Source organism: Streptomyces sp. NBC_01591 (assembly GCF_035918155.1).
GTDB lineage: Bacteria > Actinomycetota > Actinomycetes > Streptomycetales > Streptomycetaceae > Streptomyces.
Genome location: NZ_CP109327.1, coordinates 250,937 through 273,490, shown reverse-complemented (window position 1 = coordinate 273,490; position 22,554 = coordinate 250,937). Strand labels below are relative to the sequence as shown.

Below are 22,554 nucleotides of genomic sequence, written 5' to 3'. Positions count from 1 at the left end.
TTGCGGGAGCCGGGCTCGCAGGATCGGTCTGTGGAGTTCCCGACCAAGGTGGCACTGGCCCAGGCCGTCCCGGTCCTGCCTGAGGGGCCGGGCTGGTGGTACGAGCCGAAGTTCGACGGCCACAGAACTGTGCTGCGTCGTACCGATGAGACCGTCGTGCTGTACGCACGGTCCGGCAGAGTCGTCACCCAGCACTGGATGGACCTGGCCGTCGCCGGCATGGAACTGCGCCCCGGCACGGTGCTGGACGGGGAGGCCGTGATCTGGCGGGACGGTCGGCTCGACTTCGCGGCCGCGCAGTCACGGGCCGCGTCGTCCGTGACCCGGGCCCGCGCCCTGGCGGCCCGGCATCCGGCTTCCTACGTCTGCTGGGACGTTCTGCAGCACCCGGATCCGGCGATCGGCGACTGCCGAAGCCTGCCGTACATCGAGCGCCGCGCCTTCCTCCTGGAGCTCCTCGCCGATGTCGGGCCGCCGATCCAGGTTGTCCCGGCGACCGACGACCGGGACGTGGCTGTGCTCTGGTACGACGCCCTGCGCGAGCAGGGCATCGAGGGGATCGTCTGCAAGCGGGGCGGCGCGGGCTATCCGTCAGGACAGCGCCGGTGGGTGAAAGTACGAAACAGGATGAATTGCATTGGCTGCAACAGTTCGTACAGCCCTACCTCGAACGTTCCTGCTGATCAGAGACCCTGTATCGGGAACGCCCTGGGCCTCCTTCGGTAGCTGACCAGCACCGCTCGATATGGACGCAACAATGATGCGTTTGATACAACGACGGGCATGGTCACTGAGGCACCCGGTTCGGTGCGTCTTGCCCTGGCCCCGAACGTTGTCCTCCTGGACCCGGAGCCAGCGGTTTCCTCTGCAATGAAGGAAGGATGGGCTCGGCAGCAGTCCGCGCGGTTTCTCCAGGCTTCGACGGTCCAGCCCCGGCTGCGTCTGGTCCAACGGTTCGAGGATTTCACGGGGTTGTACCCGTGGCAGTGGACTCCGGCCGATGGCGAGGCGTTCATCGTCCACCTTCGCAGCGGGGCCAAGCCGGTCCAGTTGTCTACGGCTCGGTCTTACGGGGTAGTGATCGAGCTGTTCGTGGAGTACCTGCTGGACCGCCGGTACGGGTGGATCGAGACCTGCCAGGAACGGTTCGGCCTGTCACCGCAGGTGATCTTTCACGAGGGCAACTCCGTCCTGCACTCGGTGGAGTACGAGGGCGATCCCCGACGTCGGCCTCTGACCTACGACGAGGTCCAGGCGCTGTTCGACGCCGCCGATGCCCGACCTCGACGCATTCACAGGCAGGGCCGCAAGGGCACGCTCACCGCGCTACGCGATGCGGCCGCGCTAAAGACGATCTACGCCTACGGCACGCGGCGGACCGAGTCCTCGAAGGTCGACCTGGTGGATCTGCGGCGTCATAGGAAGGCGCCGCAGTTCGGGACCGCCGGCAGCATGACCGTCCGGTACGGCAAGTCCTCCAAGGGCACACCTCCGAAGCGACGCACCGTGCTCCTGGTCCCGGAGATGGACTGGGTGGTCGACGTCCTCGACGAGTGGGTGCACGAGATTCGCCCGCGGCTCGCACCGGGCCGACACCCGGCCTTGTGGGTGACCGAGCGGGCTGGCCGGATGTCTCCCCGCTCGATCAACGAGGCATTCGTGACGGCACGCCAGGACGCCGGCCTCGACGAAGACCTCGACCTGCACTGTCTGCGCCACAGTTACATCACGCATCTGACCGAGTTCGGCTACCCTGCCCGCTTCGTTCAAGAGCAGGTGGGCCACAGTCACGCTTCTACGACGGCCATCTACATGGGTGTCTCTGACGAGTACCGGAACCAGCTCCTGGAGGCTTCGCTGAAGCGCCGGCTGGGTGACGACTGGGACCTTAAATGATCAAGAAGATGGGCTACGAGTGGTGTCTGCGGGCCACGATGGCCGAGCACCAGATGTTCCAGACCTCGGACCTGGTGCCGCTCCTGGCGGAACGCGGCGTGACCCTGTCGCGTGAGCAGGTCTACCGCTTGGTGACGCAACCGCCCCAGCGGATGAGCATGGACACCCTGGTCGCGCTGTGCGACATCTTCGGGTGCACGCCGAACGATCTCATCAAGCCGAAGGTAGTCAACGCACAGGTCAAGAAGACCGCGGACGGACAAGCCGAGCCACTGCCGCTCAAGGAGCGGCGAACCACGATCCGGCGCCCGGGTCAGCCGTGAGGCCGCTGACGCCGGATCAGATCCGCCTACGCGCCGAACTCGCCGCCGCGCAAGAGCAGATCATCGCGATGCTGCGGTCAGCGGTAGGCGAATCCCTTGCCCCCGAACACGCGCAGGCCGTGGCGGAGGAGGCTCGGGCATGGCGTGGTGCTAACGCCTTCCGTCTGGTGCGCTATCTGTCCGAAAGGCCCGACGCTCTGACTATGCCCCGTGCCGACTGCCCGACCTGTGTCGTGCGTTTGCTGGCCGCGCTGACCGCTGCCGGGCATGGTGACAAGGTCGCCCTGGTGGCCTGTGGCGACTGCGGACGCACCGACCCTCTTCCCACCCGCACGGGACCGGAGGGGCGGCTATGTGAACGCTGCGCAGGGCGACGTGCCAAGAAGCCGTGCGCCCGCTGCGGCAGAGTGACCAGCATCTACGCCCGCCGAGCAGAGGGCGGCATCTGTAGCCCGTGCAGGAGCAAGGAGCCGGACGCCAAAGAGGAATGCGTCGGCTGCCGCCGGATGATGATCTCGTACCGGCGCCTGCCCGACGGCACCAGCCTCTGTCAGACCTGTATTCCGAAGAATCGTCAGACGTGCTGCCGTTGCGGACGGGTACGCCGGGTCAACGCACTGACCTCCGACGGGCCGGTCTGCGGCGGCTGCTACTCCAGCCCTCCCCGCCGGTGCGGTGTCTGCGGACAGATCGTTCCCATCGTCGCCCGGGCCGACGGCACCAGGCCGGACACCTGCGAGAGGTGCTACAAGCGACACGAGAAGACCTGCGCCATCTGTGAAAGAGTCCGACCCGGCCACCACATCAACGGCGGTCTGGGCCCGTTCCACTGCGACACGTGCCGTCCTCGCGAAGAGCGCGCATGTGCCCTGTGCGGCCGGGTCGGGAAGGTCAAGGTCTTCTGGCCGCGAGGGCCGGTTTGCGACTCCTGCTACAGAGCGGCTCTGTCGACCCCTGCACCGTGCGCCTCGTGTAGTCGACATCGCATTCTGATAGGTCAGACAGCCGAGGGAACCCTCCTGTGCAAGGCCTGCTCGTTCCCCGACGAACCGGTCGAGCGGTGTTCGGCCTGCGGTGAGCCGGCGGACCTCTACTCCGGCGACCGCTGCCCCCGCTGCACCCTGGCCGCCCGCGTGACCGATCTACTTTCCGCGGATGGCGCAAGCGTGGCCCAGCCACTCCAACCCCTCGCCGTCGTTCTGACCGGCGCGGAAAACCCCTACCGCGTCCTGCAGTGGCTGCGCCGAAGCCCCGCCGCCCACCTCTTGGGGCGCCTGGCTCTCGATCCTGGAGCCCTAAACCATGAGTCCCTCGACACGCTGCCTCAACGGGCTGCCACCGCATACGTGCGCGGGCTACTCGTCACTGCCGGCATCCTGCCGCCACGCGATGAGAACCTCGCCCTGCTCACCAACTGGGTCGCGCGGGCTGTGGCCGAACTCCCAGCACGGCACGCCAATCTCATCCGTCCGTTCGCCGAATGGCACATCATCCGCGACGCCCGCCGACGCTCAACCCGAGGCCGCTACACCTATGCCGCGTACAAAGGCGACTGCGGCAACGTGGCTGCCGCCATCGACTTCCTGAACTGGCTCGACTCCCAGCCCCTGAGCCTCCGCCGACTTCAGCAGCCGCATCTGGACACCTGGGCGACCGACAGGCCAACCCTACGCTCCCGATCCATCCCCTTCCTCCGCTGGAGCACAGCACGACGCCTCTGCCCGCCCGGTCTGGTCATCGATCGCCCAGCCTCGCAACTCCCCGGCCACTTCCAAGCCGAGGACGAGGCCCGAAACGAGCTGCTGCGCTGCTTCAACGACACCACGTTGCCCCTGGACGTCCGCGTCGCGGCTGCTCTCGTCCGTCTCTATGCCCTTCCCCTGACCCGCATCGTCGAGCTCACCGAGGACCACATCAGCCGCGACCAGGAGCACACCTACCTGGCCGTCAACCAGCACCCCTTCGTGCTCCCGCCGAAGCTCGCCCGTCTCATCGACGATCAGCTCCGACACAGCACGCCCCGTCACAGCATTCCGGCCGGACGTAGGTACCTCTTACCCGGCCAGAGCCCTGGACGCCTGCGTAACCCCCTCGGCCTCGCCGACACACTGAGACACCACGGTCTGTCCGCCCGCGCAGCACGGAACACCGCCATGATGGACGCCCTGGTAGACCTGCCGCCCATGGTCATCGCCGACCTGCTCGGCATCCACCCCAAGACTGCCGAACGCTGGGCCACCCTCGCCGGCGGGAACTGGTCCGAATATTTGGCAGCGAGACGGGACGCCCCGCAGGGCTAGGAGTGTGGGTCAGTAAACAACTCCTGGAAAGCCACGCCTCGTGGTGAAGTGCGGCTGCCGACCGCTGCTCTTGAAAAGGCGTGGCTGCGGGGCAGTCGTGATGCGACAATCCTTCCGCAACTTGATCCACATCCGCGTCCCGGAGGTCCGCATGGACATCGCTTCGCTGCTGCCGTTGACCACGTCCCGGTTGTCGCTGCGTCTGTTCACTCCCGGCGACGCCGACGACCTGTACGCCTACCAGAGCCTGCCGAGCGTGGCGCGCTACTTGTACCGGCCGGCGCACACGCGTGAGCGCAGCGAGCAAGTTGCCGCCGAGCGTGCGGCGCAGACGGCCTGGCGCGCCGACGGGGACAAGCTGGCGCTCGCTGTCTGCCGACGCGATGAGCCCGGCGTCCTTGGAGAGGTGAGCCTCACCCTGGCCGATGTCCGCGCCGCCCAGGCCGAGATCGGCTGGACTCTCGACCCAAGTCACGAGGGACACGGCTACGCGACCGAGGCGGCCGCGGCGCTGGCCGGGATTGCCTTCGACACGCTGGGCGTGCACCGGCTCTACGCACGGCTGGATGTGGAGAACACCGGGTCTGTGCGGGTCTGTGAGCGCCTCGGGATGCGCCGGGAGGCGCACCTGGTCGAGAACGACCTCGACGGGGATCGCTGGGGCAGCGAGTACATCTACGCGGCGCTGTCCGCAGATCTTGGCAGTCGATCAGGCGATTGAGTCCGACGCTGCCCGGCTGGTTCTTCGGCTCTGGGATCGTGTGCTTGATCTGGCGTCGTCGCAGGTAGCACCCGTTGCGGCAGGAGCCTTACACCTTGTCACCGCTGGCGTGACCAGGTCGGGTGCGGGGCTGCTCGCCCCGTGGGCGAATACTGCAACTCTCGAATACCGACACTCCACCAGTGGCACGCAGACACCGTCGACGCCTTGGTACTGGGGTTCACCGGCTCCCGGCTCAGACCGCACCATCTGGTCCTGGCGGTGGGGGACGAGGGCGGGCCGGCCAGGATGTCCGCACGCCTGGAGCCCGTTCTCGCGGCCCGTGTCGGTGAGGCCTTGAGCGGCGCGACGGTGGTGGGAGAGCGACGAGCAGAGGGCGAGCCGTATACACGGGTGGAGACGGACCTGGTCGTGGAGGTGCTGGCCGGATTCGGTCGGCACGGCACCCTCACCGTGATTCGGATGCGGTGAGGATGCCGTGCCCGCTGGTCAGGCGGCGACCTCGTACTTCACGACGGTGTTGGAGTAGCCCTTGGCCAGCTTCTCCAGGGCGGCCCGTTCCTTGTCGTCCGCGGACAGCTTCCAGCGGAGCTTCGTGGCGGTCCAGTCGGCGAGGTAGGTGCACTTCGCGGAGTTGGCCGGCGGCATCCACTCCGAGGGGTCCTTGTCGGCCTTGCTGCGATTCTCATGTGCGGTGACCGCCACGAGGCTGCGCTCGGCATCGAGGTCGTTCGCGTATCGCATGCGCCGGTCGGAGTCCCACGCCGAGGCTCCGCTGTCCCATGCCTCGGCCAGCGGCACCATGTGGTCGATGTCCAGCTTCCTGGCCTCGGTGACCGTGGCTTCGTGTCGGGTAGGACCGGACGGTTGCCCGGCCGGTCCCCCCTCAGAACCGGACGTGCGACTTTCACCGCATCCGGCTCAAGCAGGCCGCTAGGGCTGCGCGTTCATTACCTTTCCTGGATCGGGATGGTCAGCAGCATGATGCTGCCGATGGCATTCGGCATGAATGAGTACGAGGTTGGTCGTGCTGTCTGATCCCCCTTGACTCCGGTAGACCAGGTGGTGCCTGTGGATCGATCGGTATTTCGCGTGGAACCAGTCGGCCCACTCCCGAACGGATTCCGGTTCATATCCGGCTCCATCGATCAAGTCCTGCCCGCACAGTGGGCACAGACCCTTCTGTCGTGCTGCGAGGTAGACATTCTTTCCGTCGACCTGCGGGTGCGCGCGCTTCCGGGTACGACTTGCCCAATACTCTTCGAGGCTTGGGTCATCTTTTGATGACCTTCCTTTAACTGGGATGTGCCTCTTGATATTGGTCCAAGTGAACTTGCACAGGTATTTTCCGGTCTCCTTGTCTCCGAAGATCCAGCGGTCTTTCCTCGTCGGGTAGAGAAATTGACCCCAGTACTTGTCCAATACCCACTGCTTGGACTTTCTTGGGTGTCGTCTCACTGCCCACCTCCACATTCGCTTCCACACGTAGTGGTCGAGCGATGAGAAGATCTCCGACGAGACTGCTCCTCTGTAGTAGGTGGACCACCCCTTGATCATTGGGTTGAGGCGTCTTACTACCTCTTCGGTGCGGGCTTGGCTCATCGACCCAGCCACGTCCCTCATCGCCCCGATGATCCGCCTGACAGCTCCCTTACTCGGCTTGATAAGCGTCTTTCCTGAGTACTTTCTGACGTTGAATCCGAGGAAGTCGAACCCTTCATCAAGGTGGACCACCTTGGTCTTGTCCTCGTTGAAGGAGAGTCCCTTGGGTTCGAGCCATTCAGTCAGTCTCTTCTTGACGTCCCACGCTTCTTCTTCCGTCCTGCAAAACACGACGAAATCATCCGCGTATCTGACCGTATCGGGCGAGCGCAAGCGTTCGTTGCGTCCGGCGTCAGCACGTCGGCCGGCCGCTTCTTCCATGCCATGTAGGGCAATGTTGAGCAGCAGTGGGCTGATCACCCCGCCTTGAGGCGTTCCTGCCTCTGTCGGCGCGAACCGCCCTCTGTCCATCACCCCTGCCTTGAGCCATCGCCGGACGGCTTCCCTGGCTGGGAAGTCTCCGATGGCTTCCAAGAGCCGGTCTTGATTGATCTGGTCGAAAGCACTTGCCAGGTCCGCGTCGAGCACCCATGGCCGCCTGGCTTGGCGGGATGAGGTGATCCGGAAGATCCGTTCGACCGCGTCGTGGCAACTCCGTCCAGGACGGAAGCCGTAGCTTCCCGCCTCGAAGCGTGCTTCCCACTCAGGTTCGAGTGCGTTTTTCACCCGTGCCTGGTGCACTCGGTCCCTGATCGTTGGGATTCCGAGTGGCCGCATCTTTCCATTGGCCTTGGGGATATACACCCGACGTACAGGCATGACACCTTTTGCTGGGCGATTTCCGGTGGACCTTGCCAACCTTCCCCTATCCGAGGGCCTGAGGGCTGTCTCACCATCGACGCCAGCTGTACGCCTTCCAGCGCTCTTCTGCGTCACCCTCTTTACACTTTGAAGTGTATTTGAGTGCGATCGCAGCATGAGCTTCTGTAGGTTGCGAACCTTCTTGAGGTCGCCGTCTTGCGCAGCCTTGAAAATCCTCTGCCGAAGTCGCTTTACGTTGCGCTCCGTTTTGATCCAGTCGATACTGGACCAATAGGAGGCATCGCCCGAGGTTCCGTTCCCTGGAGGTACCTCAATTGCTTCTCGTGCCCTTTCGCACGTCTCCACTATTCCCACCTCCGGTATCCAACTTGCGCCACGGTTAATTCGATTTGACCGATTCCATTCAAAGGCCCACCTGACCCGCGTGGGCTCCCTTTCGGGCCGGGCGTCGTGCCCGTATCTGCCGGGTTATACATGGCGAGTGAGGCCCCGGTACCCATGTTTTCCCCTGAGCTTTCGCTCCAGCAGCATTTGCTTTTCGGGTCATCCTGCGCCCGCAAGGGAGTTCCGCCTTCGTTGCCTCCGGCTTACCAACTTCCGCTGGACCCTTACGGGGTTGTCGTGTTCCGCTCCTGTCAGATATGCCCGAAGGAGGGCGCCTCCTATACCCCGGGACCAATGGTGATCTCACTCTTCTAACTACGGAAGAAGAGCCATTTGGATGCTTTCCAGCTCCAGGTCCTCTTACACGCCACCGAAATCTGACCATTGCGGCGCGACTGACTGACGGGGCCTCATCGGAGGTTCACCTGCGTTCGCCCTTTCCGGACTTCCCCACTGCCTGTTGCTCACGATGGCCCGTGCGCCCTTGGGCTTTCCGCGTCGGTCGGCTTAGCACGATCTCGTTGCCGAGACCGCACCCGACCTAGGGGACCGGCTGTTTTGATCACTTAGCCGGAGACGGCCCTTTCCTCTAGGACCGCCCACTGACGAAGAGCGACTTCACGCCGCACCGTAGTACGACAGCCACTCACCCCCGGTCAGGACACACTTCGCGCCCTGTTCGGGCTTGTTCGTCGCCTCGGCCAGCAGCACTTCGTTCCGGGTGGAGCAGCCGTCGCTGTCCTCGTCGATCCAGTGGCGGAAGGAATCGCGCTTGTATCCGGCCCGGCTCTCGTCCCCGGCCGGGATCTGTGCGATTGCCTCCGCGAGGGACAGGTCGCCGCCGCCCGCAGGGGCGCCGGGGCAGCGGAGGCACCGTCACCCGGGGCGCCAGAAGCGCTGGCGGCGGCGGGGGCCGACGGCTTCGAGTCGGACTCGGTCTTCGCCGCGCTTGAGCCGCAGGCGGCGAGCGAGGCCGCGAGGAAGATGGCGGCGATGGGGGCGAGGCGACGTGCTGTCACGGCGATGCTCCGAAGTCAGGGGCTGATACAGCCTCATGATTTCAGAGACGAAGCCTGACGAATCGCCACATAGATGGTTACAGTGGCTGCGCCCGGGCAAGGACTGCGGCGCCGCCGGGCCGTTTGGCCCTGCACCGATGGATCTTTGTCCACCCAGGCGGGGATCTCTGGCATCGGCATCGACACCGAGCACGCGAACGGCGCTGCACCCGGGGAAGCGCAGCGCCGATGTCCGTACGAGGCCGGCCACTGGGTCAGTCGACGGCGTGCAACGCTCTGCGGCGCTTGTCCGCGGCCGCCTTCCCCGCCTCTGGCCAGGGGCAGTTCATGGGCAGGGTGTTTCGGGCCCGGGCGGCTTCCCGGCTGAGAGATGGCAACGCTGCAATGCTCCGGGCGAGATACATGCACGGCCGCTGCATGGACCGGGTCTCCAGAGCGTGGAAACGGCGCTGCACCTGGGGGTGCAGCGCCGTATGTTCGGGGTCAGGCGACGCGGAGCTTCTTGCGTCGTTCGAGGGCAAGCTGCTCACGGTACTTCTCGACGGCTTTGTGCTCACCGCCAACCCGAGCGAGGTCAACGCCCTGTCCGAGATGCTCGACACCTGCAACACCTGACTTCGCCAGCCGACGCGCCAGGCGGCACTCGCTGGCAACTCGGCCCGGCGAACCAGGCCGGAGTGCCGGACGACCCCGTCCGCACCTGACCCGCCGCGGGGGAGGAGAAGCAGGACACCCCGCCCCCGCCCTCTTCCCCCGAGGCGCCCCAACCTCCTTGAGTCCTCGGCATCGGCGATGCGCGAGGGCCGTGCGGGGCTGTCCGATCGGGGGAGCGAACCCGGTCATCATCCAGGAAGCACCCGGGGCGGGGGCTGTCCCCGCGGGACGTGCGGAGTGACCACGGGGACAACCAAGAGCACCGTCCTGTCAGGGCACCCGCACCCGACGGTACGGACACCGGCGCGTTTTGGGTGGGACCACGGTCGCGTTCCACCATCAGGCAAGTGCGCGCAGTGTCCGCCAAACACGGCCACGCCCTCCGCGATGGCCCCCGGTGTGGTCGTTGCGTAGCCGAGAACGAGCCCCTGCGGGCCGGGCGACTGGCGATGCCAGGACAGTCAGCTGTGCGTCGACGCATGCAAATCGACAGGCAGTGAGGCATCGCGGTCTCCCCGCCCTCAAGTTGATCGTGATCAGCCGAACAGCTGGGAACCGAGCGGGTGTTGCCGGTCGAAGCCGGGGAGGATTAGGAATGTCGCGCTGGCGGTTGTGGTGGTGAAGGGCAGCAGTGCGTCGGAGGTGTCCATGTGGGTGAGGGTGGCGGTGAAGGTCCGCAGGTCGTTCTGGAAGCTGATGAAGAGCAGGCCGGGGGCAGGCTCGTCGGTGCTGTAGGAGCGGCGGAGCATGAGCCCGACCCCGACCACGGTGGCGTGCGCTCTGCGCACGTGGGCGTCCGCGGGGACGAGGTAGCGCCCGTCTGGTGTCTTGGCTCCGAGTTCCGGGCCCGAGGCGGCGGTGCCGCCGGAGAGGGGGACGCCGCTGGCCCGGCGCCGCCCGAAGACCGCTTCCTGTTCGGCTACGGACAGGGCGGCGAACCGCGGCAGGTCGAGTTCCATACGCCGCAGTACGGCAAGGGTGCCGCCGGCGACCGCAGGGGGCCCCGCCAGCCACAGGTCGCGTTGTTGTTCGGCGGTCGTGTGCGGGCCTACGATGCCATCGATGAAACCGAGCGGGTTGCGTGGCGCGGTAAGGCCGTTGCCGACGGACACGTTCGTACCGCGGCGTGCGGACTGGCGCCAGCGTTCGCGGATGCGGTCACCGGCCTGGTCCAGAAGCGCGGCGGCGACGACCGGTAAGAGCAGCGCGTCGCTGGCGCAGATCTGTATCAGCAGGTCACCGCCACGTGCTTGCGGGTCGATCCGCTCGCGGGAGAATCGCGGGAGGTCGGCCGCACCGGGCAGCGAGGCACCGGCCGTGCGTACCAGCCGGGGGCCCACGCCGACGGTCACGGTGAGGTCGCCCGGCGGCAGGCCCAGCAGCCGCGTGTCGGTCCCCGCTGTGAGTGTGCGGATGGCCTGGCCGAGTTCGGCCAGGAACGGGCCGGGAGCCACGGTGGCACCGAGGTCGGTCACCACGGCGAGCAGGTTGGGCTGGGCCGGCTGGGGGAACGTGATGCCTGCCTGATGGCGGCCCGTCGCCGGAACCGGCATTGGCGTGGCCCCTGGGGTAGGGGCGTGCCGGCCTGGCTGGGCGGAGTCCGATGTGCACCCGGCGGTCAGACCGGCGGCCATCATGGCGCCGGTGAGATCGAGGAACGTGCGGCGTGACGGGTGGTGATCGGCTCGGCGCATGGGGTGCAGAGTGCCACACCCGAATCGAGCGTGCCGGTCAACCTCGCGATTCTGGCGTGGAATTGGGCGTCATGCCAGACTGGGATCATGCCTCGATTAGCTCTTCGCGTGTTGGCGGCGGTAATGGGCACGCTGACGCTGGTGGCAGGCTGCGGCGGCGATGGCGGATCGGGCGCGGGCCGGCGTCCGGCCGGTGCGCATGTGACGATCGGAGTACCTGCCGATGCCCCGACGATCTCGGATGCGGTGTCCTTGGCTCGGCCCGGTGACCTGGTGCTGGTCGCGCCGGGCGTGTACCACGAGTCGGTGAAGATCGACACGGCGCGCATCACTCTTCGCGGTTTGTCCCGGGACAAGGTCGTCATCGACGGGCGGTTGCAGCAGCCGAACGGCGTCGTCGTCTCGGCGCCCGGGGTGGCCGTGGAGAACCTGACCGTGGAGAACAACACGCAGAACGGGGTCCTGGTCACCGGTTCGGCGAAGGCGGCCGTCGGTCTGCCGGGGGGAAGCGGCGGCTACGACACCGGCGACGAGCCTGTCACCCTCCTGAAGTCGTTCCTGGTCTCCCACGTGACCGCGACCCGCAACGGTCTGTACGGCATCTACGCGTTCTCCGCCCAGAACGGTGTCATCGAGCACTCGTACGCGTCGGGCAGCGCCGACTCGGGGATCTATGTCGGCCAGTGCAAGCCCTGCAACATCGTGGTGCGGGACAGCGTCGCCGAACTCAACGCGGTCGGTTACGAAGGCACCAACGCCAGCGAGGACATGTACGTGGTCGGCAACCGCCTGCTTGGCAACCGGGTCGGACTCACCACCAACTCCGACCACCAGGAGAAACTGCTCCCGCAGAAGGGGTCCGTCATCGCGGGCAATCTGATCGCCGCCAACCAGCAGAAGGCCACCCCGGAGCAGGCCGACGGCGGGTGGGGCATCGGCGCCGGCATCGACGGCGGCAGCGACAACCGGTTCATCCGCAACCGCATCGCCGGCAACCGCAACGCCGGGCTGGTGATCACCGCGACCACCGACATACCTCCGGTCGGCAACCAGATCGTGGACAACACGTTCACCGGCAACGGCGTCGACGTCGGCTGGACGTTCCCCACCGCCACGCGGGGACGGGGCAACTGCCTGCGGGGCAACGATCTGCGCACCACCGTGCCCGCCCGGCTCGCGACGACTGCGGCCTGCCCGCTTCCGGCCGGGGCGTCCTCGCCGGCCGGCACGTGGGCGGCGCCGACGGCACCCGGTGGCATCCCGTTCACCGAGGTCGCGGCGCCTGCTCCGCAGCCGCAGTTCCCCGACGCCGCCACTGCGGGCGCCACCGCTGTCCCGCCCGTCCCGGCCCTGCCGAAGACGGAGGGCATCCGGCTGCCGCCGGCGTCCCTGCTCGCCGCGTACGCGCGGGTGCAGACGTCCTGAACAGCGGCTACCGGGTCGGGGTGGTTCCGGGTACCGGCTTGACCGGAACGTACTTGTGGGTGTCGAAATCGATGACTACCGGCTCCGGCTGCGAACCCACGCTGACGCGGACCCGGTACATGGTGCCGTCGGAGCCGATCCAGTAGCGCACGTTGCCCGCCGTACCGGAGCGGTCAGGGGAGGACGGTCCGGTCATGACGTCCACCCAGCGCCCGTCCACCTGCTCCCGCCCCCACCAGGCGGCGCCGTTCTGCGGCAGCAGTTCGGCGTTGTCCGGCCGGTCGCCGCCGAGACCGAGCGCGATGGACAGGGAGGTGTCCAGCGCGCTGCCGGACGACAGCAGCGGACGGTCGTACCAGCCCGAACGGGGCGGCGACGCGGGTGCGTGCGCCGGGGCGTCCGTCATCGGGCGGACGTGCACCGAGGTGGGCGTCCACTGGATCAGCCCTTCGCTGGATGTGTCGCGCCCGGTGCCGTGCACCACGCCGTAACCGACCTTGCGCCGATAGTCGACGGACCCGGTGACGGTCAGCCCGCCGGCAGTGCCCGGCACGGTGATCGTCACCGCGCGCCCCTGCGCCTGGTAGTTACGGAATCGCGTGATCGCCAGCCGGCTCGCCTCATCCGTCGTCAGCGGGCGCGGACCGTCGGCGCCGGAGCCGCCGTCGGCGACCAGGAACGCGGCCACCGCGGCCACCGCGATGCCGATGACGGCCGCGGCCCGGCGCGACCGCGGCCATCGGCGCCGGTCAGCCGGACGACCCGGTGGGGCTTGCCGGATTCTCACGCTCCGCACGCGGTTCGACGCTGACATTCTCCGATTCATCCTTTCGATCACCACACCGTCCGGCCGCCGCGGGCTCGCGGCGGCACTCGGCAGTCCGGTGGCAGACGACGCCAAGGCCGGCCCTCGTGGACCGGCCGAGACGTGATCTGCCCGTCCGCGCCGTCCGGATCGCGGACGGGCAGATCACCGTTGTGCGGTTCGTTCAGTGTTGCCGGGCGCGACGATTCCGGGTCACGAACGCGATGACCAGGCCCGCACCCACCAGCAGACCGACGATGCCGATCACCTCCGCCAGCCCGGGCGTACCGGTGTTCGCCAGCGAACCCCCGCCTCCACCGGCCGGGGCCGGGTGGTTGGCAGGCGGCGCGGACGACGGCGGCGTGGAGGCCGCGGGCGGCGTCGGAGTCGGTGTGGGAGTCGGCGTTTCCTTCGGGATGTACACCCCGGCGTCGATCGTGTGATCGACCCCGCCCGGCTTGTCCGGCGCCGTGACAGGCGCGTAGCCGTTGCACAACGGTCCGGTGGTCGGCGGGGTCACATTGGAGTCGTGCGCACGGTTGGCACCGGCCCGCGGGAGCGTGAACCTCAGCTCGCGCGCCGGGGGCTGCTCGGGCACCTGGCTGGTGTCCGCGGTGCACACGTCGAACTGCACCGTGTACTTCGCGCCCGGCGTGAGCTCGTACGCGGCGCCGACACCGCCGAAGTAGTACTCGCCGGCGGCATTGGTCCTGGTCGTGGCGACCTGTTTGCCGTCCGCGTCCAGCAGGTTGATCGTCGCCCCCGGCAGCAGCACGTGCCCCGGGTCCTGAATCCCGTTGTGGTCGCCGTCGAACCACACGACGTTGCCGACCTGGATCGGCGCGTTCGCCGCCGCGTACGCGATGTCACCGAGCCCGCCGGCCTTGCCGAACCCGCCTTGTTCCCGGTTGACGAACTGGAACCCGTTGGCGGTCGGGTTGTTGCCCGGGCCCTGACCGGTCGTGATGTTGTGGTACCCGGTCCCTGAGGTCGCGACGTTGACGACCGGGTCGAACTCCGTGCTGACGACCCACTGCTGCTGCGGGATATAGGCCACCGACCCCAGCGCGGTCTCCTGGTGCGCGTTGGCGTAAAAGTCGCCCGGGAAGTATTCGACGACATCGGCGGCCTGGCCGCCATTGTTGGCGGGGGTGGCGTGGTTGGGGCAGCTCCCGGTGCCTTCCCACTGGTATTCACCGGTGGGAGTGGCGCAGACCATGGTGATGTCACCACCGGACATGCCGTTTTCCGCCGTGTCGTTCCCCGGGCGGGGGTCCAGCCCTCCCCAACTGAGCACGTCCATGAACCGGTCGCGGAAACCCAGGATCATCGAGCCGTCGCGGGCGAAGGCGAGGGAGGCCAGCTCCGGCTGCGGATCGATGAAGACGCTGCCCGTCTTCCTGTCGTCCCACGTGTCCAGGCTGGTGTTCCACGGGTTCCAGTGGGTGGCCTTGTCGCCGGAACCGAAGACGCTGCCGCGTTCGTCCGTGAGCGGGTGGCTCAGCACCGTGGTGAACCGCTTGCCGTCGTAGGTGGAGACGAAGGCTTTCAGGTCCGCGCGCTGCTGCGTGCTCTCCGCGCTGCACACGCCGCCGACGTACAGCGTGTTGTTGTGGACCTGGAGACCGAACGGCCGCCAGTCGTCGGGGCTTGCGCACCCCGGGTCCGGGATCGGGACCGTCGACTTGGGCGCCGCGGCGGTGGCCCCTGTCGCGTCGAAGCTCACCAGGCTGCGGGTCCGCAGGTTCACCGCGTACAGCGTGGAGCCGTCCTCCGACAGGGCCAGGCCACCGATGCTCTCCTTGCCCGGCGCGTCGGTGAACCCGGGATCCTTGATCATGTTGGCGGTGTCGTGCCGCGTCACCGCGGCGTCCGGCACCCGCGCGAACAGCTCCGGCGCACCCGAGCCGTTGACCGGCACCGTGTAGATCGCGCCCCCGCCCTGCGGCCCGTACGGGGCGTACCGGCGGGCGAACGCGCTCTGGAACAGCCGGGTCCGGTACTTGTCGTACGCCAACCCGAACGTCGTGCCCACCTGGTCCTGCGTGGCCAGCGTGGTCGGGCACGCCACATCGGTGGGACACGTGCCCCGGGTCTTCGTCCCGAACGCCACCAACGCCCGGTTGTCGGTCCCGTTGGCGCCGTTGTGGATCGGCACGAAGTACCGCGAGTCCGGCAGCGCGTAGTCGGCCGGATCCCACACCCCTGTCACCACCGAGGCGTTCTGTCCGCCCGACACATCCACGAACGACGTGAAGCTGTCGAAGTGGTTCCCCGCTGTCGACGCAGGCGCCGCCTGCAGATAGCCGCTGTACGGCGCCGGGATGCTGACGTCGACGCGGTACTGGCCGCCGCTCAGCACGGTCGACCGCGACACCACGACCTTTCCGGTGGCATCCGTGACGCCGGTGACAACGTGCCCAGCGGGGTCGGAGATCTCCACCTTCATGCCCCGCTGCGGCACGTCCATCGTCGTGTTGATCACGCCGGTGCCGAAGAAGTCGCGCAGCACCTCAACCGTCAGCGTACCGTCGGCGGTCGAAGCGGCGGCCGGTCCAGCCGTCGCTCCCACGGCGCCGCCTGCCAGCAAAAGAACAGATAACGCGATGCGCGCCGGCGGCTCCACAAGCCTCCAGGCTAATCGGCGCGAGTCTCTGCCGAGTCGGTTCATGGCATCACACTCCACACTTCTCTTGTCGTGAAAACGAAGCACTCGCTTCTCGCTACACGTCCACTTCGTGACCCCAGGCGCGGACGCCGGTGGCGAACGTCACGGAAGAAAAAAGGGCCCACTGCTGTTGAGTGGACCGCTTTGTGGTGATCGTATGAGGATATTGTGGGTGATTTGTAAGCGCTGCAGGACAGGAAAAGCAAACGCGCGTTCACGACCTCGGGCAGGACCGCCCTGGGTTGCGTGTTTTTGCAGCTCAATCACGGTGCCTTCGCCCCCGCCCCCGACCTCACCGACCGCCACCGCGAGCAGTGCGCGATATCCTATCCCCCGGAGTCCCGCTGTCACCAGCAGAACCCCTCGCATCCATCGGGATCCGCGACAGTCTCCGAGTGCTCAGCGAATGGCGACCGGAAGAATGTGCGACAGCGAAGTGATGGCTGAATCTGTTCCCGTCGGGTCCGTGCCGTCCGGATGACGCGACTGGGGCGTGCTCGTCGCACAGGGGCGTTGCGTAGTCGAGATTGGTCCGGTTCGCCTGCTGCACGATTGACGTGGCGTGATAACTGGTATGCGGATCCGGACAGCCCTGACGGCCCGACAGTGCGCCCTCCGTCTCCAACTGCTCGACGTGCTTCCGAGGGACTCTCAGGTGTCCTTCACGGGCGTGGAACTGCCGTGCTGCTGCCAGGTTGGCCGCCCACTTCGCTTCCTGCGTCTGCTTCACCGGCCGCTCGTCTTCCTCGGCTGGTGTGATCGTGAGGGTGTTCTCCAGGATCCACTGCTGTACAGGCAAGAGCTGCTCCCACCCGAACTGCTGCGCGTTCACCCAGCGTCCGAGGTCCTCGCCCTGGACGACGACGTCGCCCGCAGCCTCGGGGAGCGTGCCGCCGGCCTGGACGTGGTTGTGGACGAGGCGGTAGCAGCGCTGCCGGCACTGTCACGTTGACTGACCGGCCTGGGATGATCCTCTGGTTGGTCGTGCTGGGAGGGGGCGTCCGTGGACAGCGCGCCGCCGTCGTACAGGGGGCACCGGTACCCGGTGGAGATCATCGCGCACTGCGTGTGGCTGTACTTCCGTTTCCCGTTGTCGTTCCGCGAGGTCGAGGAGCTGATGCTCGAGCGCGGCGTGATCGTCTCCCACGAGACGGTCCGCCGCTGGTGTACGAAGTTCGGGCAGGCCTACGCCAACGGCCTGGGCCGCCGGCGTGTGCAGCCGGGCGACAAGTGGCACCTGGACGAGGTCTTCCTCAGGATCAACGGTGAGCTGAAGTACCTGTGGCGGGCCGTCGACGCCGATGGCAACGTGCTCGACATTTTGGTCCAGAACCGGCGGGACACCGCTGCGGCCAGGCGGTTCTTCCGCAAACTGCTCAAGAAGACATGCTCGGTGCCGAGGGTGGTCGTCACCGACAAGCCGCGTGGCAAAAGGCCCGGTCAGCACAGGTGTTGGCATGCGGCCGCAGCCACGGCGAGACGTCCACGGCCAGCACCAGCCTGCCGTCCGCAGCCCGTGGCAGCGGCACCCCGGCCAGGGCCCGGCGAAGCCGGACGACGTCGATCTGCCCCTGGTTGAGCCCGCCGTACAGGGCTCCGTGACCACGACGGTGTTCCGGCGCGAGGGCCAGGTCGACCAGCGTCCGTACCGGCCCGTCCGTACACAACAGCGCGTCGCACAACTCGAACAACGCGTCGCCCCGAGCGGTCAGGCACGCGTACAGCTCCGACCGGAAGTGTGACGCTTCCGCGAACGCGTCCCGCAGGACGCCCTTATGTACCAAACTCACGACCACGGCCTTCGTGCTGATCTTCTGCCTCTGTGACGGAGCAAAGGATCAGCCGAAGGCCGCTTTCACGTCCGGTGAACTGCGAAAACGCTCACCAAGTTCGAGCCGCGTTCGACAGCGGACCATAAACGACAAGCTGAACAACCGGGCCGAGAACAGTCATCAGCCGACGAGGCAGCGCGAACGCGCGATGAAGGGCTTCCGCAGTACCGGCGGGGCCCAGCGGTTCCTGTCCGCGTTCAGCGGCATCTCACCGCACTTCCGACCACGCCGCCACCTGATGACCGCCACCGAATACCGCACCGAGATGACCACCCGCTTCGCCATCTGGGACGAGATCACCGGCGCCACCTACCAGCCCATCGCAGCGTAAGCCAGGCCCCCACCCGACCCCTACACACCCTGACGCGCCCTCAATCGATCAACACCGCACCAATGTGACAACGCCGCTTCCCCTTCCCGGGGAACCGCGCCGTCTCCGGACTTTCCGGACCCACCCCCGTGACGAGGCCGAGGAAACAACCTCACCGCTCGCTTCCCTCACCAAGGGCACTGTCGGTGATGTCGCCACCAGTCGCGACCCCGTCCCGCCCGGCTCGCACGTCATCCCCGTCCCGCTGCGTGGGGACGCTGCCCGGCGGGGTGCGGGGGCCAGTCACCTTCGAGTCCTTTCCGAGAGCGGAGCCCGTGATGTTGCCACCGGCCGCGACTGCCCCACGCCCGGCACGCACGCGCCGCCCGCTCCTGGATCCGCCACCACGGAACAGCGTGACCACCGACACCAGTAACGCCGCCAGCCCGACCATCGATCCCACCACGCTCGCGGCCTGACCAGCCGTATCCAGATCAGCCAGAACCGCGACCAGCGCCAGCCCCACCGTGGCCAGCAAGGCCAAACCCGCCGTCACCCACACCCACGCCCGTGCCGCTCCTGACGAAGCCACGAGTTCACTGTCCTTCCCACAACAGCCCGTATGGACACAGCAGTTCAAGACTCAAGAGCCGAGAATCCAATGTGCCGTCAGCTCTACTGAGACCGTAGCGGCCCAGCGCTCCCTAGCCCCAGCCAAGCAGGAAACGCCCACCCCCCCCGCCGACGCATCCGTGCCGGCTCCGCCCTGCCGCCGATGGCGCTGCGGCTACCAGCTCATCCCGAGGGCATCCAGGTCCGCACTCACTCCTGTGCGCCGTTCCATCCTGCGGAAATCTGTGCTTTGCCCCGAGCCGGGCGGTGCGGCCTCTTGTGAGGTCGTATTGCCGATACCGTGCGGTGTCTACGGCGTCAAATAGCGGGCGCCGAGAAATGGAGGCAGCACCCTATGCTGATTGCTCAGCGTCCCGCGTTGACTGAAGAGGTTGTCGATGCGTTCCGCTCGCGGTTCGTGATCGAGCCGCTGGAGCCGGGCTTCGGTTACACCCTCGGCAACTCTCTCCGCCGTACGCTCCTCTCCTCGATCCCCGGCGCTGCTGTCACCAGCATCCGGATCGACGGTGTCCTGCACGAGTTCACCACCGTGCCGGGCGTCAAGGAGGACGTCACCGACCTCATCCTCAACATCAAGCAGCTGGTCGTCTCCTCGGAGCACGACGAGCCGGTCGTGATGTACCTGCGCAAGCAGAGTCCCGGCCTGGTCACCGCTGCTGACATCGCCCCGCCGGCCGGTGTCGAGGTCCACAACCCGGACCTGGTCCTGGCCACGCTGAACGGCAAGGGCCAGCTGGAGATGGAGCTGACCGTCGAGCGCGGTCGCGGCTACGTCTCCGCCGTCCAGAACAAGCAGGTGGGCCAGGAGATCGGCCGTATCCCGGTCGACTCCATCTACTCGCCGGTGCTCAAGGTCACGTACAAGGTCGAGGCGACCCGCGTCGAGCAGCGCACCGACTTCGACAAGCTGATCGTCGACGTCGAGACCAAGCAGGCCATGCGCCCGCGTGACGCCATGGCTTCGGCCGGTAAGACCCTGGTCGAGCTGTTCGGTCTTGCCCGCGAACTCAACATCGACGCCGAAGGCATCGACATGGGCCCGTCCCCGACGGACGCCGCCCTCGCCTCTGACCTCGCGCTGCCGATCGAGGAGCTGGAGCTCACGGTCCGTTCGTACAACTGCCTCAAGCGCGAGGGCATCCACTCCGTGGGTGAGCTCGTGGGCCGCTCGGAGGCCGACCTGCTCGACATCCGTAACTTCGGTGCGAAGTCGATCGACGAGGTCAAGGCGAAGCTGGCCGGCATGGGCCTGACTTTCAAGGACAGCCCGCCCGGATTCGACCCGACGGCCGCCGCGTTCGGCGCCGGCGACGACGCCGACGCCGGGTTCGTCGAGACCGAGCAGTACTGACAGGGCGATTCACGAGGTTCGGCGCTGGCGCCCGTCCGCGCCGGATGCGCGCCACCGCTTGGGCGTCCGCCCCTTCCCCGCTGGGGCCTTCACGGCCAGGCAACCAACGACCCCGGTCCGTGCAACGCCGCTCCGCTCCTCAGCCTTTACGTACGTGACGTTGCCCAAGTCTGATCGCGAAGACCTGAAGCGGATGGCATACGAAAAGGGGCTCTGGATCGGAGACCTGATCGGCACCCTGCTGACGCCGACGCTCGAAGAGTGGCGCCAGCTCAACATGACGACGACGGCGAAGACCCTCAAGGCGGCGCATAGGCGCCTCTCCGTCCAGCCCAGTGCGGGTCACCCCGTTACCTTTTCTGTGGCCCCGAAATGGGGCGCCTGGCCCCCGGGTCCGGTATGGCTGTGTGCCCCCTGTCGAAGTCGATGACCTGGGGGGTGTTGCCGCCGGGCTTCGGGGCACCGCTTGACCGCTGATGAGGGGCCTGACGACTGCCTGGTCCGGTGCAACGCCGGACCTCTTCACGGGCGGGATGTCTGCGTAACGTGGTTGCCGGCGTGTGGTGCCGCAGGGACGGCCGGGACGGATGCGAAAGGCACGACCGAAGAGGGGCATCGCGCATGGCCGACACCGTCATCGATATCTCCGGCATAGGTCTGTTCCTCGGCCTGGACCTGGGCAAGGAGTTCCACCACGCCCGCGGCCTGACCGGGCAGGGCAAGACCGTCCACGACAAGAAGCTGCCCAACACCGAGGCCCGCCTGCGGGAGTTGTTCGACAAGCTCAGGGCCAAGTTCGGCACCGTCCTGGTGATCGTGGACCAGGTCGCCAACATCGGCGCGCTGCCACTGACCGTGGCCCGCGCGACCGGCTGCCGGGTCGCTTACCTGCCGGGACTCTCGATGCGCCGGGCCGCCGACCTCTACCCGGGCGAAGCCAAGACCGACGCCCGCGACGCCTTCGTCATCGCCGACACCGCCCGGACCATGCCGCACACCCTGCGCGCGGTGGACCGCGACGACGAGAAGCTGGCCGAGCTGACCATGCTCACCGGCTACGACAACGACCTGGCCGGCGAGGTCAACCGCACCTCCAACCGGCTGCGCGGCCTGCTCTCCCAGATCCATCCCACCCTGGAGCGGGTGGTCGGCCCCCGGCTGGGCTACCCCTACATCCTGGCCCTCCTTGAACGGCACGGCTCCCCGGCCAGGCTGAAGAAACTGGGCCACGCCCGCTGCGAGGCCCTGCTCAAGGCGCACGGCTCGCGCAAGGCCCACCACCTCACCGCGGAGATCTTCGACGCGCTTGCCGAGCAGACCGTCATCGTGCCCGGCACCGAGGCCAGCGCGCTGATCGTGCCCGGACTTGCCGCCCAGCTCGCCGCCGCCCACACCCAGCGCCGCCAGGCCGAGCAGGAGATCGCCGCCCTGCTGGAGGCCCTCCCTCTTTTCCACCTCCTGACCTCCATGCCCGGCATGGGCGTCAGGACCACCGCCGCCGTGATCGTCGCCATCGGCGACGGCACCACCTTCCCCACCGCAGGACACCTCGCCTCCTACGCCGGACTCGCCCCCGCCACCAAGTCCTCGGGCACCTCCATCCGTGGCGAGCACGCACCCCACCGCGGCAACCGACTCCTCAAACGCGCCCTCTTCCAGGCCGCGTTCGCCGCGATCGGCTGCAAATCCGACCGCTCCTCCCGCACCTACTACGACCGTCAACGCGCACGCGGCAAGACCCACACCCAAGCGATCCTCCGCCTGGCCCGCCAACGTGTGAACGTCATCCACGCAATGATCCGCACCGGGGCCCTCTACGAACCACGAACCCCCGGCGACATCGGCCTCGCGGCCTGACAGCACCACCGCCCCTCCCTTCCTGACCCCATCACGCGCGCACCGGCACGGCCACCCCCGCCGTGCCGGCCACCGGGCTGCCCATCAGGCACCCGATCCGCCGGGAACGTCCCGCTTCGCGGGACGTTCCCAAAAACCAGCACCAACTCCCACGAACCGACCCTGACAGGGTTGACGAAACAGATAGGGGCACCCCCCCACTCGCACCCGATCCCGTCCCCATCGCGGTCGAGGTGCAGCCCGTAGCCAGGCTCCCCCTGCGCACCGGAGTGGCGCCAGCAGCTCGCGCAGCGGCGCAGTTGGCGTACGCCTCCTGGC

General features: G+C 67.4%; 17 protein-coding genes and 4 pseudogenes. 13 read left to right on the top strand and 8 right to left on the bottom strand.

Features of this window, described 5'->3' with window-relative positions; translation table 11 throughout:
* The first annotated feature begins 30 nt into the window (after positions 1 to 30).
* From OG978_RS01395 to OG978_RS01365, 6 genes are all read left to right on the top strand, one after another.
* Positions 31 to 726 carry an ATP-dependent DNA ligase gene (locus OG978_RS01395; protein WP_326763424.1) on the top strand — a complete coding sequence of 232 codons (696 nt, stop codon included), beginning with the start codon at positions 31 to 33 and terminating at the stop codon, positions 724 to 726.
* A 57-nt stretch (positions 727 to 783) separates the two neighbouring features.
* A complete protein-coding gene (locus tag OG978_RS01390) occupies positions 784 to 1,896 on the top strand; it encodes a tyrosine-type recombinase/integrase (protein WP_442817637.1) in 1,113 nt (370 codons plus the stop codon).
* Positions 1,893 to 2,219 carry a helix-turn-helix domain-containing protein gene (locus OG978_RS01385; protein ID WP_326763422.1) on the top strand — a complete coding sequence of 109 codons (327 nt, stop codon included), beginning with the start codon at positions 1,893 to 1,895 and terminating at the stop codon, positions 2,217 to 2,219. Before OG978_RS01390 ends, OG978_RS01385 begins: the two co-directional genes overlap by 4 nt.
* A gap of 1,166 nt (positions 2,220 to 3,385) precedes the next feature.
* Positions 3,386 to 4,519 carry a hypothetical protein gene (locus OG978_RS01380; protein WP_326763421.1) on the top strand — a complete coding sequence of 378 codons (1,134 nt, stop codon included), beginning with the start codon at positions 3,386 to 3,388 and terminating at the stop codon, positions 4,517 to 4,519.
* 151 nt (positions 4,520 to 4,670) lie between these two features.
* Positions 4,671 to 5,240 (top strand): GNAT family N-acetyltransferase, encoded by a 570-nt coding sequence (locus OG978_RS01375; RefSeq protein ID WP_326763420.1) that lies wholly within the window; start codon positions 4,671 to 4,673, stop codon positions 5,238 to 5,240.
* A 141-nt stretch (positions 5,241 to 5,381) separates the two neighbouring features.
* A complete protein-coding gene (locus OG978_RS01365; RefSeq protein ID WP_326763419.1) occupies positions 5,382 to 5,711 on the top strand; it encodes a hypothetical protein in 330 nt (109 codons plus the stop codon).
* A gap of 18 nt (positions 5,712 to 5,729) precedes the next feature.
* Here the strand turns inward: OG978_RS01365 and OG978_RS01360 are convergent.
* Both OG978_RS01360 and ltrA read right to left on the bottom strand, forming a co-directional pair.
* Positions 5,730 to 6,086: pseudogene (locus OG978_RS01360) on the bottom strand (HNH endonuclease family protein); the annotation flags it as partial.
* 87 nt (positions 6,087 to 6,173) lie between these two features.
* Positions 6,174 to 7,958: a group II intron reverse transcriptase/maturase gene (gene ltrA / locus OG978_RS01355; protein ID WP_326763418.1), complete on the bottom strand. Its 1,785-nt coding sequence runs from the start codon at positions 7,956 to 7,958 to the stop codon at positions 6,174 to 6,176.
* 1,433 nt (positions 7,959 to 9,391) lie between these two features.
* Here ltrA and OG978_RS01350 point away from each other — a divergent pair.
* Positions 9,392 to 9,622 (top strand): hypothetical protein, encoded by a 231-nt coding sequence (locus tag OG978_RS01350; RefSeq protein ID WP_326763417.1) that lies wholly within the window; start codon positions 9,392 to 9,394, stop codon positions 9,620 to 9,622.
* A 575-nt stretch (positions 9,623 to 10,197) separates the two neighbouring features.
* Here OG978_RS01350 and OG978_RS01345 read toward each other — a convergent pair.
* Positions 10,198 to 11,355, bottom strand: coding sequence for a Dyp-type peroxidase (locus OG978_RS01345; protein ID WP_326763416.1), 1,158 nt, complete (start codon positions 11,353 to 11,355; stop codon positions 10,198 to 10,200).
* An 87-nt stretch (positions 11,356 to 11,442) separates the two neighbouring features.
* On the opposite strand from OG978_RS01345, the gene OG978_RS01340 reads away from it, so the two are divergent.
* Positions 11,443 to 12,780, top strand: a complete 1,338-nt coding sequence (locus OG978_RS01340) for a right-handed parallel beta-helix repeat-containing protein (RefSeq protein ID WP_326763415.1) — start codon at positions 11,443 to 11,445, stop codon at positions 12,778 to 12,780.
* Between the two features lie 7 nt (positions 12,781 to 12,787).
* On the opposite strand, the gene OG978_RS01335 is transcribed toward OG978_RS01340, so the two are convergent.
* A complete protein-coding gene (locus tag OG978_RS01335; RefSeq protein WP_326769895.1) occupies positions 12,788 to 13,468 on the bottom strand; it encodes a hypothetical protein in 681 nt (226 codons plus the stop codon).
* Positions 13,469 to 13,769: 301 nt separating this feature from the next.
* Entirely contained in the window at positions 13,770 to 16,157 is a 2,388-nt protein-coding gene (locus OG978_RS01330; protein WP_326769894.1) for an SdrD B-like domain-containing protein, read from the bottom strand.
* A gap of 751 nt (positions 16,158 to 16,908) precedes the next feature.
* Between OG978_RS01330 and OG978_RS01325 the strand changes: the two genes are divergently transcribed.
* Together OG978_RS01325 and OG978_RS01320 are read left to right on the top strand one after the other, a co-directional pair.
* Positions 16,909 to 17,205 carry a hypothetical protein gene (locus tag OG978_RS01325; RefSeq protein ID WP_326763414.1) on the top strand — a complete coding sequence of 99 codons (297 nt, stop codon included), beginning with the start codon at positions 16,909 to 16,911 and terminating at the stop codon, positions 17,203 to 17,205.
* Positions 17,206 to 17,256: 51 nt separating this feature from the next.
* Positions 17,257 to 17,679: pseudogene (locus OG978_RS01320) on the top strand (IS6 family transposase); the annotation flags it as partial.
* Here OG978_RS01320 and OG978_RS01315 read toward each other — a convergent pair.
* Positions 17,678 to 18,043 (bottom strand): annotated as a pseudogene (locus OG978_RS01315) (transposase); the annotation flags it as partial. The pseudogenes OG978_RS01320 and OG978_RS01315 overlap by 2 nt on opposite strands.
* Before the next feature lie 79 nt (positions 18,044 to 18,122).
* Between OG978_RS01315 and OG978_RS01310 the strand changes: the two are divergent.
* Positions 18,123 to 18,416: a DDE-type integrase/transposase/recombinase gene (locus OG978_RS01310; protein WP_326769893.1), complete on the top strand. Its 294-nt coding sequence runs from the start codon at positions 18,123 to 18,125 to the stop codon at positions 18,414 to 18,416.
* A 151-nt stretch (positions 18,417 to 18,567) separates the two neighbouring features.
* On the opposite strand, the gene OG978_RS01305 is transcribed toward OG978_RS01310, so the two are convergent.
* Positions 18,568 to 18,957 carry a hypothetical protein gene (locus OG978_RS01305; RefSeq protein WP_326763413.1) on the bottom strand — a complete coding sequence of 130 codons (390 nt, stop codon included), beginning with the start codon at positions 18,955 to 18,957 and terminating at the stop codon, positions 18,568 to 18,570.
* A 405-nt stretch (positions 18,958 to 19,362) separates the two neighbouring features.
* Between OG978_RS01305 and OG978_RS01300 the strand changes: the two genes are divergently transcribed.
* Complete coding sequence (locus OG978_RS01300) at positions 19,363 to 20,379, top strand: DNA-directed RNA polymerase subunit alpha (protein ID WP_326763412.1); 1,017 nt, start codon at positions 19,363 to 19,365, stop codon at positions 20,377 to 20,379.
* 621 nt (positions 20,380 to 21,000) lie between these two features.
* Positions 21,001 to 22,236, top strand: a complete 1,236-nt coding sequence (locus tag OG978_RS01295; RefSeq protein WP_326763311.1) for an IS110 family transposase — start codon at positions 21,001 to 21,003, stop codon at positions 22,234 to 22,236.
* Positions 22,237 to 22,430: 194 nt separating this feature from the next.
* On the opposite strand, the pseudogene OG978_RS01290 reads toward OG978_RS01295, so the two are convergent.
* Positions 22,431 to 22,546 (bottom strand): annotated as a pseudogene (locus OG978_RS01290) (excalibur calcium-binding domain-containing protein); the annotation flags it as partial.
* Between the last annotated feature and the right edge of the window lie 8 nt (positions 22,547 to 22,554).